This is a genomic window from Salibacterium halotolerans, assembly GCF_900115625.1.
In the GTDB taxonomy this organism is placed as follows: Bacteria; Bacillota; Bacilli; order Bacillales; family Marinococcaceae; genus Salibacterium; species Salibacterium halotolerans.
The window spans coordinates 34,586-48,443 of sequence record NZ_FOXD01000012.1 but is presented as its reverse complement, the minus strand read 5'-3'; the positions used below and the strand labels follow the sequence as shown (position 1 = coordinate 48,443).

At 48.2% G+C, this 13,858-nt stretch carries 13 protein-coding genes; 11 read left to right on the top strand and 2 right to left on the bottom strand.

Annotated elements, in window-relative coordinates; translation table 11 throughout:
- Window positions 1–2: 2 nt before the first annotated feature.
- The 8 genes from walK to BM124_RS11065 all read left to right on the top strand — a co-directional run bounded on the left by walK (window position 3) and on the right by BM124_RS11065 (window position 9,894).
- The gene (walK, locus tag BM124_RS11100) at window positions 3–1,826 is read left to right on the top strand and encodes a cell wall metabolism sensor histidine kinase WalK (RefSeq protein ID WP_093337592.1); all 1,824 of its coding nucleotides are present in this window, start codon (window positions 3–5) and stop codon (window positions 1,824–1,826) included.
- Entirely contained in the window at window positions 1,823–3,154 is a 1,332-nt protein-coding gene (locus BM124_RS11095) for a YycH family regulatory protein (RefSeq protein ID WP_093337591.1), read from the top strand. The genes walK and BM124_RS11095 overlap by 4 nt, the downstream gene beginning before the upstream one ends.
- Before the next feature lies 1 nt (window position 3,155).
- Entirely contained in the window at window positions 3,156–4,037 is an 882-nt protein-coding gene (locus tag BM124_RS11090; protein ID WP_170841111.1) for a two-component system regulatory protein YycI, read from the top strand.
- 14 nt (window positions 4,038–4,051) lie between these two features.
- Window positions 4,052–4,846, top strand: a complete 795-nt coding sequence (locus BM124_RS11085) for an MBL fold metallo-hydrolase (protein WP_093337588.1) — start codon at window positions 4,052–4,054, stop codon at window positions 4,844–4,846.
- Window positions 4,847–4,922: 76 nt separating this feature from the next.
- A complete protein-coding gene (locus tag BM124_RS11080; protein WP_093337586.1) occupies window positions 4,923–6,176 on the top strand; it encodes a S1C family serine protease in 1,254 nt (417 codons plus the stop codon).
- Between the two features lie 348 nt (window positions 6,177–6,524).
- On the top strand, window positions 6,525–7,004 hold the full coding sequence (gene rlmH / locus BM124_RS11075) for a 23S rRNA (pseudouridine(1915)-N(3))-methyltransferase RlmH (RefSeq protein WP_093337585.1): 480 nt from the start codon (window positions 6,525–6,527) through the stop codon (window positions 7,002–7,004).
- A 259-nt stretch (window positions 7,005–7,263) separates the two neighbouring features.
- Window positions 7,264–8,235, top strand: a complete 972-nt coding sequence (locus BM124_RS11070; RefSeq protein ID WP_093337583.1) for a BMP family lipoprotein — start codon at window positions 7,264–7,266, stop codon at window positions 8,233–8,235.
- Window positions 8,236–8,244: 9 nt separating this feature from the next.
- Entirely contained in the window at window positions 8,245–9,894 is a 1,650-nt protein-coding gene (locus BM124_RS11065) for a methyl-accepting chemotaxis protein (RefSeq protein WP_093337582.1), read from the top strand.
- 64 nt (window positions 9,895–9,958) lie between these two features.
- Here BM124_RS11065 and BM124_RS11060 read toward each other — a convergent pair whose 3' ends face one another.
- Entirely contained in the window at window positions 9,959–10,549 is a 591-nt protein-coding gene (locus BM124_RS11060; RefSeq protein WP_093337580.1) for a DedA family protein, read from the bottom strand.
- 156 nt (window positions 10,550–10,705) lie between these two features.
- On the opposite strand from BM124_RS11060, the gene BM124_RS11055 reads away from it, so the two are divergent.
- From BM124_RS11055 to BM124_RS11045, 3 genes are all read left to right on the top strand, one after another.
- Window positions 10,706–11,476 carry an inositol monophosphatase family protein gene (locus tag BM124_RS11055; RefSeq protein ID WP_093337578.1) on the top strand — a complete coding sequence of 257 codons (771 nt, stop codon included), beginning with the start codon at window positions 10,706–10,708 and terminating at the stop codon, window positions 11,474–11,476.
- A gap of 90 nt (window positions 11,477–11,566) precedes the next feature.
- Window positions 11,567–12,241, top strand: coding sequence for a uracil-DNA glycosylase (locus tag BM124_RS11050; protein WP_093337577.1), 675 nt, complete (start codon window positions 11,567–11,569; stop codon window positions 12,239–12,241).
- A gap of 18 nt (window positions 12,242–12,259) precedes the next feature.
- Entirely contained in the window at window positions 12,260–13,090 is an 831-nt protein-coding gene (locus tag BM124_RS11045) for an aldo/keto reductase (protein WP_093337576.1), read from the top strand.
- 60 nt (window positions 13,091–13,150) lie between these two features.
- Here the strand turns inward: BM124_RS11045 and BM124_RS11040 are convergent, their stop codons facing one another.
- On the bottom strand, window positions 13,151–13,744 hold the full coding sequence (locus BM124_RS11040; protein WP_093337575.1) for a YdcF family protein: 594 nt from the start codon (window positions 13,742–13,744) through the stop codon (window positions 13,151–13,153).
- Between the last annotated feature and the right edge of the window lie 114 nt (window positions 13,745–13,858).

The window sequence follows — 13,858 nt, the reverse complement described above, 5'->3', positions numbered from 1 at the left end:
GCATGAAACTCGGGGGAATGTTTCAGTCTATCCACTTTAAGTTAATCACCATTTTCATGCTGCTTATTTTTATTGCCGTGCAGGTGATAGGTGTTTATTTCACAGGGGAACTGCAAGCGCAGCTGGAAGAAAACCATAAGGAAATGATCCGGGAACGCGCGGATCTGCTGGAGTATAACGTACAGGAAGAGCTCACGCGAAATCGGGATGAAGAAGAAGAACCGCTCGAGGAGGATATCGCCAACCTTCTCCAGGAATTTTTCTCGGTGGAAGGGATTGAAGCGCAGATTATTGGTCCGAACCAGCAGATTCTCGGGACATCGGAATGGAACGATCAGAATCTGGTCGGACAGCAGAGCACAAGGGTCAGAGTGGAGCGGGCTTTAATTGGTTCCCCGGCCAATCAGGTAGTACGGACCCAGGACGGAGAACGGCTCCGGGTTGTCGCCAAGCCGATTGAACAAAACGGCGAAATCATCGGAGCGATTTACATCGAAGCAAGCATGGAAAACATATACCAGGAAATGAACGAGATCAATTCCATCTTCGTTAACGGAACCATTATTGCGCTCGGATTGACGGCGCTTCTCGGGATACTGCTCTCACAGACAATTACGAGGCCCATTGTGGATATGCGCAGACAGGCCAGAGTGATGATGGATGGAGATTTTTCGAGACGGGTGCGCGTGTACGGTCAGGATGAAATTGGACAGCTGGCCGAATCGTTTAACTCCCTGACACTGAATCTGAAAGAAGCCCACTCCACAACGGAAGGGGAACGGAAAAAACTCAGTTCCGTCCTGACCCATATGACCGATGGTGTCATTGCAACAGATGAACTCGGGCGTATCATTCTGATGAACAGGCGGGCGGAACAGCTTCTCCATGTAGACAGCCGTCATGTGATGGGAGCGTCGCTTCCGGAGCTGCTGCACCTGTCGGAAACGGTGGCACCCAGTGACTTGTATGACTATGCCGATTCGATTTTACTGGATTTCAGTGATGAGGACGAGGCACGTCTGCTCGAAGCGAATTTCTCTGTCATCCGAAATGAAGAAGGTCCGGTCAATGGACTGATTACCGTTCTTCATGATGTAACCGAAAAAGAAACACTGGAACGGGAACGCCGTGAATTTGTAGCCAATGTGTCGCACGAGCTCCGAACGCCGCTTACGACAATGAGAAGCTACCTGGAAGCTCTGGAAGACGGGGCCATGGAAGATGAGAACCTTGGACCGCGTTTTCTGCAGGTTACCCAAAATGAGACAGAGCGAATGATACGGCTTGTGAACGACCTGCTGCAGCTTTCTAAAATGGACAGCGATGACCTGACCCTTACTTTTGAAACGGAGGATCTCGTGGAACTCCTGCAACAGATGACGGAACGGTTTGAAATGATTACAAAGGACAGGAACCTTCATTTCTCCAAGATGATTCCGGACCATCCGTTATATGTTGATATTGATAAAGACAAAGTGATGCAGGTATTCGACAATATTGTTTCCAACGCGGTGAAATATTCACCGGACGGGGGAACCATTAAGGTTAAAGTGACGCCGGGACCTCGAACGGTTAACGTAGAAATTACGGATGAGGGTGTAGGGATTCCAAAAGAAAGCCAGCCGAAAGTATTTGACCGGTTTTACCGGGTGGATAAGGCAAGAGCCCGTAATCTGGGCGGAACCGGACTCGGACTTGCGATTGCCAAAGAATTAATAGAATCCCATCAAGGCTTTATTTCTATCGACAGTGAGTGGCAGCAAGGGACAACGGTTGCGGTGACACTTCCTTATTCGGCACTGGAAAAAGAAGGGGTTATAGAATGAAAGAGCGGATAAAATCAGGTGCTCTTGCTTTATTAGTGATATTCAGTGTGTTTTTGACGTGGCAGCTTTGGACATTTCAAGCCAATTTTGCTCCTCTTAATGAATCGGCCACGACCTCGAATGAAAAGATCGGCGAGGAGCGGAGTCTGAATGATGTGGTAGAACCTTCCCAGCTGGTTTTTCATGAGGACGGCACATATACCGCGTTAAATGGAACGAATGGTCTTTTTTCCCGTTTTTACGATGAACTGCTGGATTCGCAGTTTCAGAATATAACCCTGCGTCAGGACGTATCGAGGGAGAATCTGTATGCAGCACCCCGTACAGCAGAGATCATCTTTCCTGTGTCTGTCCCCGATGAAATTCTAGAGCAGATGTTTCAGTTCGAAGAAGAGGATCCGGATCTTCCCATCGATTCCATAGACCGCATGATTCTGAGGGATCAGGGAGGAGATTCGGAGAACCTGCTGGTCACCTTTGCCTCCAACGAGGAATCTTTTGTACTGGAAGGGGAAACAACCTTCAGTCTGTCCTCGTTCCGGGAAAATTATATTCTTCAGATGGATCAGTATAAACCTGTTTTTCCATATGAGCCAGGCAGTTCGTCTTCTCCGCTTGAAGTACTGTATCTTCCGGAAAACTCCGTGGAATACAGCACATTGTCCGATACATCGACCGACATTGATTACAATCAGTTTTTAAATTTATTGTTCAGTGATGCGGAGTATGTGGAACAGTACCGCCGTGAAAATGGAGAGGCTTCATTCACAGACGGCAACCGCATGGTAAGTGTGGAAGAAAACGGGACGTATTTTACGTACGTGAACCCGGTATACAGTGAAGGAAGTTCTTCCAGCCAGCGACACGTGATTAATGCCACCTTCGGATTTGTGAATACACGCGGCGGGTGGACCGATGATTACAGGTTATATGACTGGCAGCCGCAGTCTGAAGGACAAAGTGCAACGTACCGGATGATCGTTTCAGGACTGCCGGTCTTCACATCGGGAGGTCCGGACATTTCTTCCATCAATGTTACGAGATCCGGGGGACAGGTTTCCGAGTATTCCCGTCCATTGTTTAAACTCGATGATTCTCCGATTGATGCGAGAGGTTCCATCGAACTTGCATCCGGCAGGGAAGTGGTTGAATACGTGGAGCAGCAGTTTGATCCTTCTTTGATTGAAGACATTCAGCCGGGGTATCAACTGGAGAAAACCGACAGCCTCGTTTTTCGATTTGAACCGAGCTGGTATGTTAAACATGATGGAGCCTGGTATCCGGTGAATCCGGATGACAGCACATCGGGCTCAACCGGGGAGGGATAACATGGACTGGAGCCGTACGAAAACCATATTTATTCTAGCCTTCCTGCTTTTAAATACGTTTTTGCTGCAGCAGATGGTGGAGCAGCAGAGCCAGAGTGAACTCAATGTGCGGGCGCAGAATTCCACTGAGGAAGAACTGAATGCAAAAAATATAACGGTCACCGATGACCTGCCGGCAGAACGGGACGAAATCAGCCACATTGTCGGTGAATCCATAGATATTGAAGAAGAAGTGAGCCGTCAGGCCGGAGAAGAGAATGTAAGCACTCTGGATAGTAATTTTGTGGAAGTAACCCTGCAAAACACGTATGCAGTGTCCGGGGAAGCCGATATTCAAAATTTTCTCGACCAGCAGGTTTGGAACGGATCTGAATATGCTATAGAGGAAATCAATGAAGAAGAAGGGCAGGTCCTTTTAAATCAGGTTTACGAAGATAAAACAACCGTCACCTATGATGAGAACCCGCTCGTTCTGTTCCTCAATGATGACAATGAAATAGAAAGTTACATTCAGAGCTATATGGAGTTTGAAGAGGGTGGAGAACAGAAAGATATGTTGTCTACGTACGGGGCGATAGACAGACTGTTAACCGAAAATATTCTCTCCAATAATGATGAAGTCAACGAAGTGGAACTGAGGTATTACAGCCTCTTTGCGCCGGAAGGTTCCAATCAGGTGATGGCGCCGATGTACAGAATGGAAGTTAATGGGGAAAGCGAGTATCTGGTGAACGCGATCGGCGGTACAGTTCGAACGCTTCAGGAAGTATCGGACGACAGCGGCCCGGTCGAGAATCCTTCCGGAAACACCAATCAAAATGAAGGGTCTGGAGGAGAGAACAACGGAGAGAACGAAGAGAACAGCGGGAATCAGGAGCAGTAATTGGAGGACATGTCATGGCACTATCGTTCAGTGTACTTGCCAGCGGAAGTACTGGTAATGCTGTTTATGTAGAAACCGGCCGGCAGCGCCTGTTAATTGATGCCGGCCTGAGCGGAAAAAAAATAGAAGGTTTATTTGAACAGATTGCACGGAGTCCTTCGGAACTTGATGGCATCATTATTACGCATGAACATACGGATCATATTAAAGGGGCGGGAGTACTGGCCCGGAAACATCAGCTCCCCCTGTATGCCAATCCGAAGACGTGGCAGGCGATGGAAAGCAGTATCGGAACCATTGCATCGGATCAGAAGTTTGTGTTTGAACAAAATGCCGTCCAGACCTTTGGAGACCTTGATATTGAATCCTTTCCCGTCTCTCATGATGCAGCTGATCCGATGTTTTTTGTTTTTCATCACGAAGGGAAGAAACTCGCTCTGGCAACGGATATGGGATATGTGACGGAGCAGACAAAGGGATTGATTCGTAACTCCGATATGTTTGTGTTTGAGACGAACCATGACTTGAACATGCTCCGCATGGGACGTTATCCGTGGAATGTGAAACGTCGTATTCTCGGCGATACCGGCCATGTTTCGAATGAAGATGCGGCAGCAGCGCTGACCGAAGTAGTCGGTGACAGAACGAGCCGGGTCTATCTGGCCCATTTGAGCCTCGATAACAACATGAAAGAACTGGCCCGCATGTCCGTCCAGCAGATTCTTGAAGAAGAAGAGTGTGGTGTCGGCCACACGTTTCATCTTTATGACACCGATCCTTATGAAGCAAAACCACTAGTTACCCTGTAGGAAATATGTTTAAAAACAAACCAATGGGAAACGATAAAGGATGAATACGGAACATGGATGAAAGGTGACGACATGTATGGGGTATGATAACGATCATGTGACGGGACCTTCGAAAAGAAGGAACCGGCACCGGAAACGAATCGGACAGGCCGCGCTCGCCGGTGCGATTATTGGAGCGGTCCTTGTTTTAATTGCGGTGCCTTTTCTTTATGAAACTGGTCTTTATCCAGGTACAGACAGAAACAGTGCTGTAGAGGAACAGGAAACACAGCAGAGACCTGAAGACATATCCGTTGAAAGAGATTCACAGGCACAGCAGCAGCAGCTTCAGGTTTCAGTACAATCTGATACGACAGAAGCGGTCGAGCAGGTATCCAATGCGGTGGTCGGCGTGTTTAACCTGCAGCAATCCGACTTCTGGGAAGAGGAAAATGGCTCCGGCGCCAGTCAGGGGACAGGCTCCGGGGTTATTTACAAAAAAGAAGGAGATACAGCTTTTGTGGTGACCAACCATCACGTGATTGAAGGAGCCGGCCAGGTGGAAGTCAGCCTGTCAAACGATACCCGCGTTGATGCCGACATTGTGGGATCCGATGTGCTGACAGACCTTGCTGTTCTGCGTATTGATGCAGCAGGGGTTGAGACTGCCGTTTCCTTTGGAAATTCAGATAATCTGAATGTCGGCGAACCTGCGATAGCGATCGGCAACCCGCTTGGTACACAATTGTCCCGCACTGTAACCCGCGGCATCATCAGTGCCGTGGAACGGAGCATTCCCGTGGATTTGAATGGAGACGGTCAGTCGGACTGGAACGCGGAAGTGATTCAGACCGATGCCGCCATTAACCCCGGGAACAGCGGCGGTGCGCTCGTAAACATCAAAGGGCAGCTGATTGGGATTAACTCCATGAAAATCGCGCAGTCGTCCGTGGAAGGGATTGGGTTTGCCATTCCAACTTCGGTTGCTCTGCCGGTCATTGAAGATTTGGAAGCAAACGGGGAAGTAGAACGCCCGCAGATGGGTATCACCCTCCGTTCCCTTTCGGAAATTCCAAGTTATCATTGGCAGGAAACCCTGCAGCTGCCGGAGGAAGTGGAGAGCGGTATTTTTATCACCAATATTGTTTCCGGAACGCCGGCGGAAAAAGCAGGCCTCAAGCGTTATGATGTCATCACGGCAATGAACGGTACACCGATTGCCGACGGTCACGATCTCCGAAGATATCTGTATACAGAAGCGAAAATGGGTGACACGATTACGGTGACGTTCTACCGTGAAGGACAGCAGCAGACGGCAGAAATGGTACTGAACAATCAACAGCAGTTTTAGCAGCAAAGCCTTTCCCTGCACGCACACGATGCAGGGAAAGGCTTTTTCTATGTATTGTGGATAAGTGAGATATGGTATAGTGAAAAAAGAGGGATGCCATGTACGCTGAATGTCCGGATAACAACTAAAAAACCCTTGATAACGCGATATAACAGAGAAGGGAATTTCCTTATATGGATAAACAGAAGGAGTGGGACTATTCCACAACCTGAACGTACTGCAGTGGACAAGTTGTGCATAAAATCCAAAGAAAACCGCAGAAACAGGTGTGAATATGTGGATAGGTTGTGTGGATAATTAAATTGCAGGTTGCACACATGTGTATAACGTTGAAACAGGAGAGGCTTTATGCAGATTCAGATTGTAAGTGTCGGAAAAATAAAAGAAAAGTACCTGAAACAGGGGATTGAAGAATTTGAAAAGCGGCTCGGACCGTACTGTAAGCTCACGATGGATGAAGTGAATGATGAGCAGGCGCCGGAGCAGATGAGTGAAAAAGAAAAGCAGCAGGTCACGGAAAAAGAAGGTGAACGGATTTTACATAAAATAAAGCCCGGCCGCAACGTTATAGTGCTTGATATCGGCGGACACGAGTGGTCCTCGGAGAAGCTGGCGGAGAAAATGGAGAAGTGGAGCCTGCACGGGCACAGCCAGCTCACCTTTGTCATCGGCGGTTCGAACGGCGTAAGTGAAGCTGTTCTGCAGCGGGCCGATCACAAACTGTCATTTTCCAACATGACCTTCCCGCACCAGCTCATGAAGCTCCTTCTGCTCGAACAGATCTACCGCGCGTTTAAGATACAAAAAGGAGAGCCATATCATAAGTGATGATATAGCTCAAAACGAAATTACACTGGAAAATGAGGGGCTGAAATAAAAAAGTGAAGGGGCAGCTGATCCGGATAGTGGTACGAAAAAATGCATGAAGCATTTTGTACCATTGTTCGGATTTTTTCATGTATTTAGGTTCTTTCCTTTTCAATATGAAGGATTTTACACCTAAATTTTTGTTAAATTTAAGTAAATCTATTCACTTTATAGGAAATTTGTCGATGAAACAGGAAGAGTCCATTTTAGGGGGGAAAGCATGAAACTCAGGAATCTTTTTATTATAACACTGGGTCTGTTCAGTTTGTTGTCACTGGCGGCGTGCGGTCAGGAACAGGAAATAAATGCGACGGAGGGAAAACTGAAAGTCGGTGTGATGATGTCGGACAGCGGCCTTGGAGACCAGTCTTTTAACGATCTCGCATTTGAGGGGCTTGTGCGGGCAAGAGATAATCTAGATGTCGTATTTGATTACAGAGAAATTGCCACGACAGATACATATGAGCAGGGTATACGTGAATTGGTAGAGCAGGATAATGACCTGGTTATCGGAATAGGGTATCAGCTGCAGGAAGCACTGGAAACCGTAGCTGCCGACCAACCGGATCAGCAGTTTCTGATCATAGATTCCGTATCGGAGATGGAAAACATTACCTCTGTCAACTTCAAAGTCGGACAGGCCAGTTACCTGGCTGGCATGACAGCAGCTATGACAACAGAAACCGATCATATCGGTTTTGTCGGCGGAAAGGATGTAGAAATTATCAACAATTTCTACAATGGCTTTGAAGAAGGAGCAAAAGCCGCGAACCCTGATATTGTCATCGACCGGGAATACGCGGGGACCTATGAGGATGATCAATTGGGAGCGGATATAGCGGATGGCATGATACAAAATGGTGCAGACATTATATTCGCTGCTGCTGGATTTACCGGAGTCGGGGTGCTGCAGGAGGCACAGGCCCAGGGTGTATATGGAATAGGTGTAGATACCGATCAGTATTTCCAGGCCGAAAAAGCGGTCATTACATCTGTGATGAAAAACGTGGATAACGCTATCTATCAATTGATTGAGCGTATGGCTGAGGGAGAATCGCTGTCAGGTGAAAATCTGGAGTATGGCCTTGCTGAAGATTGGGTCGGCTTGGCGCCATTGCGTGTAGCAGACTTTCCGGACAATCTGAGTGATCAACTGGATGCTGCCAGAGAAGAACTCGCAGGCGAATCATAGGAGGAAAAAATGTCTATTAAAAAGAAACTACTCATTAATACATTGACGACGATCCTGCTGGCAGCAGCCATCATTGCGTTTATCATTTTTAACATGATGCAGATTCAGTCTTCCAGTGAAGATCAGGTGGATGCGCTCGTTACGATTGAGGAATTCAAATCACAGACGAACGCTGCCCAGCTGAATTTATCCAGCTTTTCCACCACGCAGAGTCAGGAGCTGGTTCAGGAAACGACATCGTCCATTGAAGCAACCGAAGAACTTCTCAGTGAGCTCGATAACATCGCGGTGAATGAACAAAGCCGCGAATACATTACAAAGATCAAAAATAAATTCGACGGATGGACAGAAACAACGATGCAGGCCCTTGAAGCGGGAGATGGTTCCACTGCCGATCAGCAGGCGTCCAGACTCGCAGGTATTGAAAATGATGTCTATATGCTGCAGCTGGTTGCCGAAGCAAGTTATGAACAATCGCAGGCGGCACTCGATCAGCAGGTACAGTTCATCATCATTGCCAGTATCGTCAGTGTTGTTCTACTCATTATTATTAGTCTTGTGGTATCCAACCGGATCACAAGTCCGATTACAAAAACGTTGAAGAAGCTGGCGGAGAGTTCCAATGAAGTGGCAGCCGGAAATCTGGCTATTGAACCGATTTCGTATCAGAAAAAAGATGAGCTGGGGCAGCTGAACGACTCGTTTCATCAGATGATTGAACAGATCCGAACGTTACTCCAGTCTATTCAGTCGGTCAGTGATAGAGTAGAAGGGTTTGCCGGGCAGATTGAGAATGAAAACGCCACGGTAACAGAAATCAATCAGCAGGTCGCCACTTCTACGGATGAACTGGCGCAGGGGACACAGACCATTGCCTCCGACCTCCAGGATTCGGTTACGAAAGTAGAAGATATGGATAAAGCTTTTTCGTCGAATGTGGACTACACGAAGCAGTCTGTTCAATACGGGGAAGAAGCGATTGAAGCTGTTCAGTCCGGCAAGGCAGCACTTGAGAAGCAGCGGGAGTTGGTTCAGGAGAATACAGAGACGACAAAAAGTATTAAAGAAGCCACTCAATCTTTTGTGGAGTCGACGAAAAAGATTCACTCGATGGCGGATTCCGTTTCCGACATTGCCAACCAGACAAACCTGCTGGCACTGAATGCCGCCATTGAAGCGTCCCGGGCCGGTGAAGCCGGGAAAGGATTCGCCGTTGTAGCGGAGGAAGTCAGGAAACTGGCCGAACAGACAACGCAGGAAACGACCCGGATTTCCAATATGGTCGGCTCGATTGAAGAAGGAATAGAGGCTGTAACGACCGCTGTGAACCGCGGGGTATCCATCTCTGCAGAAGAACAGTCTTCGATGGAAACAACAAACAACTCGTTTGAAGATATTCATCAAAAAGTGGCTTCCATCACAGGCAAACTGGAAGAATTGCTGCAAAGCATGGAATACTCCAAAGGTCTTGGAAGCGACGTGCTCGAGAACGTCGAGAGCATCAGCAGCGTTGTTGAGGAAACCGCAGCGGAGAACGAAGAAATTTCATCATCGACACAGGAACAGCTGGGAGCCTTCCGAAATGTGGTGGATAAGGTAACCGAACTGCGGACACTCACCGATGAATTGAATGGAACGGTGAAGAAGTTCACACTATAAGACCTTTTATGCTCTCCAAAAAACAGACCGGAACTGGAAAAGCCGCAGTTCTGGTCTGTTTTTATCATTCTTCTTCCCGCCTTCTGCCGGATTCCTTTTTCCTGCGTTTAATCCGGTAGTAAATATACCAGCCGATCAGTCCGGTCAGAACAACCATCAATACATACTGAATCCCCTGGAACCAGGAATAAACGACTTCGATATTGCCGAGTCTGCCGAGATACAGCATAACAAGGGCGACCGGCAGCACGCCGATAAAAGTGAAAAAGCCGTAACGAAAGGGTGTAATGCGATAAAAGGCGGCAACGTATACAATATACCCCATCCCAAGAATACGCCCGGCGGTGATGGTCCATTCCCTGTATTTGTCCATGAATTTCATCATCTGTCTCGTCCCGGCTTTATCCACCTGTTTTTGCAGCAGGTAGTCATAGCGGAGAGCAAGCCAGTAAGGAATGTAGGCGATAGCGGTATAGACGGCAGCTGAACTAATGCTGAGAAGAATCCAGTCCCAGCCGGTTGGATCAATAATATAGCCGTATACAAGAAGCACGATGGCGGCCGGAAACGGGGAGGAGATCGCTTCAATAGCCACTCCGAGAAATAATCCGGCGAGCCCAAGCTGTTCGAGTACATTCAATATCAGTTCAAGCATAGATAGATTCTCCTTGGCAGCACAAATGATGATACAACAGCCTCTAATGTAACACAAATAGGAGAAAAAAAGGGCGGGTTAACCTCTATGGTTTTTTGAGTCCGCCCCTGATATCCGATATGATAGAAGAAACACGGAAAAAGAGAGGCGATAGGGATGCAGGAATGGAAGGGAATGCTTAAACTTGCTAAAGGATGGGCCTTTGAAGCAGGAAAAGAACAGGTAAGGCGTGCGCAGAAGCCGATGGAAATGAGCAGTAAAAGCGCCGCGATTGATCTTGTAACAGAAATGGACGTATGGACGGAATCGTTTTTAACGAAACAGATACGAAGCTATTATCCGGATCATCTCATGAAAACAGAAGAAAGCGGCGCGTATGAAGGAGACTCCCCCTACGAATGGGTCATTGACCCAATTGACGGGACGGTGAATTATGCGAGGGGGATTCCGTTTTACTGTATTTCCATCGGTCTCCGTTATAAAGGAGAAACGGTTGTCGGCGTTGTGTATGCCCCGAAGCTGGATGAAATGTTTGAAGTAGTAAAAGGAGAAGGGGCCTGGCTGAACGGCACCCATATTCATACGTCAGAAACAAAAAGGCTGGATGAAGCGGTTGTCGGCAGTGGTTTTCCTTATGATAAAGGAACGACAGAAGATAATAACCTGCCGCACGTTCAGCAGGTCGTTCCCCGTCTCGGTGGTTTCCGCCGAACCGGAAGTGCTGCGCTGGACCTCTGCTACGTCGCCTGCGGCAGACTGGATGCCAGCTGGGAAATCAAGCTGCATGACTGGGACGTGGAAGCCGGTCTGCTGTTGGCAGCAGAAGCGGGAGGAAGAACGAAAGTATCAGAGGAAGAAAAAGGATTGTATGCACTGGCTGCTGCCCCGGGTATCTATGCAGAATTGGATGCTCTCATAAAAAGATAATGTTTCACGTGAAACAATTTATGTTTGAAAGAATGTACAGCGGGAATACGTGCATGCAGGCACCTGAAGAAAAGGGGCGGATGACGAAGCATGTCTGTGTTGAAAAATGATTGGGCCGATGTTCTCGATCACGAATTCAAAAAAGATTACTATCTTCAACTGAGAGAGTTTTTAAAACAGGAATACGGGGAAAAGACGATCTATCCTGATATGTATGATATTTTTAACGCGCTTCACCACACTCCCTATGAACGGACGAAAGCGGTTATTTTGGGCCAGGATCCGTATCATGGTCCGAACCAGGCACACGGATTAAGCTTTTCCGTGCAGTCGGAAGTGAAAATGCCGCCGTCGCTTCAGAACATTTACAAGGAAATGCAGGAAGATATCGGTTGTCCGGTTCCGTCCCACGGATGTCTCACAAGCTGGGCGGAGCAGGGAGTGCTGCTTCTGAACACGGTACTTACGGTGAGAGCGGGGCAGGCTGCCTCCCACCGCGGCGCAGGATGGGAACATTTCACCAACGAAGTGATCAATCAGGTGAATAACAAAAGCGATCCTGTGGTATTCATACTCTGGGGACGTCATGCGCAGGCGAAAGAAGAACTGGTCAACGCAGATCGTCATCTCGTGATCAAATCCCCGCACCCGAGTCCTTTCTCTGCGCATAAAGGATTTTTTGGAAGCCGGCCCTTCTCCCGGACGAACGAGTTTCTGAGAGAAATGGGAAGGCCGGAAATCGATTGGTGTATTCCTGATCAGTAAACAAGGAGGAAAAAGCATATGAGTATTCAAACAGCAACAAAGACCCTGGCCAACGGCGTGGAAATGCCGTGGGTTGGTCTCGGCGTATACAAGGCAGAAGCCGGTAACGAAGTGGAACGTGCGGTGAAATCGGCTCTGGAAGCAGGGTACCGCAGTATCGATACAGCGTCGTTTTATGGAAATGAACACAGTGTCGGCAAAGCTATTGCAGAGAGCGGCGTCCCTGCAGACGATATCTTTCTGACAACAAAAGTATGGAATGATGAGCAGGGTTTCAATGAAACACTGGAAGCGTTCGAACGTTCCCGTGAAAAACTCGGTGTTGATGTGATTGATCTATACTTAATCCACTGGCCGGTCCCGGGCAAATACAAAGAAACCTGGGGCGCGCTCGAAAAGCTATATGAAGATGGCAAAGTCCGTGCCATCGGCGTCAGCAACTTCACCGATCAGCACCTCGAAGAACTGATGAAAATTGCCAAAGTGAAGCCGATGGTCAACCAGGTGGAATTCCATCCGCGCCTGTTTCAAAAAGATCTGCTGGAGTACTGCCAGACGCACGATATTCAGCTTGAAGCTTGGCGTCCGCTCGGCCAGGGAGATCTGCTCGATGCCGATCCTGTGCAGCGCATCGCGGAAAAACACGGTAAAAAACCGGCTCAGGTGCTTATCCGCTGGTCGATGGAAAATAACGTCATCACTATCCCTAAATCGGTCACACCGGAGCGGATCAAATCCAACGCGGAAGTGTTCGATTTTGCACTGGACGCCGAAGACCTGCAGGCGATAGACGGTCTGAATGAAGACCGCCGCTACGGCTATCACCCTGACAACTTCCCATACAGTTAAAGTATAAATAAAAGCTGCTTCGTGCACCGGCATGAAGCAGCTTTTTTACGTTTCTTCTATTTAAAAACGAAACGGAGAAAGAAGTTGATAGCCGGTGTAATAAAACCATTCGCGCAGGAAAAACGGGAGTTTGGTTTTCCAGGTTCGATAAGCGGAATCGCCGGCAGGGGAGGAGATGACATCCATCCCGAGATCATCTGCTATCGCTTCCGCCCGTTTCATATGGAGCGGATCGCTGACGAGAGTAAAGGTATGCAGCCCGTGCGCAGCGGCCACCTGTTTAGCATAGCGGAGGTTTCCTTCGGTAATACGGGATTTGCTCTCCATATAAATATGTTCTTCTTCCACTCCCTGCTCTTTGGCATAGGCAGCGGCTGCTTCTGCTTCGGCCGGCTCTTTGTCTCCGGCACTACCGCCGGTGAAAAGAAGAGCATTCACTTGATCTTCTTTCCAAAGATTCACGGCATGATCAATACGTTTTTGAAACACGGGAGATGGTTCGCCGTCGTGAACCGCCGCTCCGAGCACAATGGCAGCATCGGTTTTCTCTGTTTCGGTCACCTGGCTGAAACTCCAGATACTGAAGGCGGTCCAGGCGGCGTAAACGAGCAGAAGAACTCCGAGCAGCAGGCAGATTCTTCGTAAAAGTTTCATCGTATCTTCCTTTTTTATAAAATACCGCGGACGCAGGCGTCTGCAAAAAAATCAGACTTTTCGAAATCAATGTGTGAGGTTTTCTTACATAAATGTAGATGCCAGCTGTAGAAC

What these genes read in the sequence shown, in the direction of transcription:
- BM124_RS11095 (WP_093337591.1), top strand. Translation starts at nt 1,823, where the DNA reads ATGAAAGAGCGGATAAAATCAGGTGCTCTTGCTTTATTAGTGATATTC.
- rlmH (WP_093337585.1), top strand. Translation starts at nt 6,525, where the DNA reads ATGCAGATTCAGATTGTAAGTGTCGGAAAAATAAAAGAAAAGTACCTG.
- BM124_RS11090 (WP_170841111.1), top strand. Translation starts at nt 3,156, where the DNA reads ATGGACTGGAGCCGTACGAAAACCATATTTATTCTAGCCTTCCTGCTT.
- BM124_RS11085 (WP_093337588.1), top strand. Translation starts at nt 4,052, where the DNA reads ATGGCACTATCGTTCAGTGTACTTGCCAGCGGAAGTACTGGTAATGCT.
- BM124_RS11060 (WP_093337580.1), bottom strand. Translation starts at nt 10,549, where the DNA reads ATGCTTGAACTGATATTGAATGTACTCGAACAGCTTGGGCTCGCCGGA.
- BM124_RS11050 (WP_093337577.1), top strand. Translation starts at nt 11,567, where the DNA reads ATGTCTGTGTTGAAAAATGATTGGGCCGATGTTCTCGATCACGAATTC.
- BM124_RS11070 (WP_093337583.1), top strand. Translation starts at nt 7,264, where the DNA reads ATGAAACTCAGGAATCTTTTTATTATAACACTGGGTCTGTTCAGTTTG.
- BM124_RS11055 (WP_093337578.1), top strand. Translation starts at nt 10,706, where the DNA reads ATGCAGGAATGGAAGGGAATGCTTAAACTTGCTAAAGGATGGGCCTTT.
- BM124_RS11045 (WP_093337576.1), top strand. Translation starts at nt 12,260, where the DNA reads ATGAGTATTCAAACAGCAACAAAGACCCTGGCCAACGGCGTGGAAATG.
- BM124_RS11040 (WP_093337575.1), bottom strand. Translation starts at nt 13,744, where the DNA reads ATGAAACTTTTACGAAGAATCTGCCTGCTGCTCGGAGTTCTTCTGCTC.
- walK (WP_093337592.1), top strand. Translation starts at nt 3, where the DNA reads ATGAAACTCGGGGGAATGTTTCAGTCTATCCACTTTAAGTTAATCACC.
- BM124_RS11080 (WP_093337586.1), top strand. Translation starts at nt 4,923, where the DNA reads ATGGGGTATGATAACGATCATGTGACGGGACCTTCGAAAAGAAGGAAC.
- BM124_RS11065 (WP_093337582.1), top strand. Translation starts at nt 8,245, where the DNA reads ATGTCTATTAAAAAGAAACTACTCATTAATACATTGACGACGATCCTG.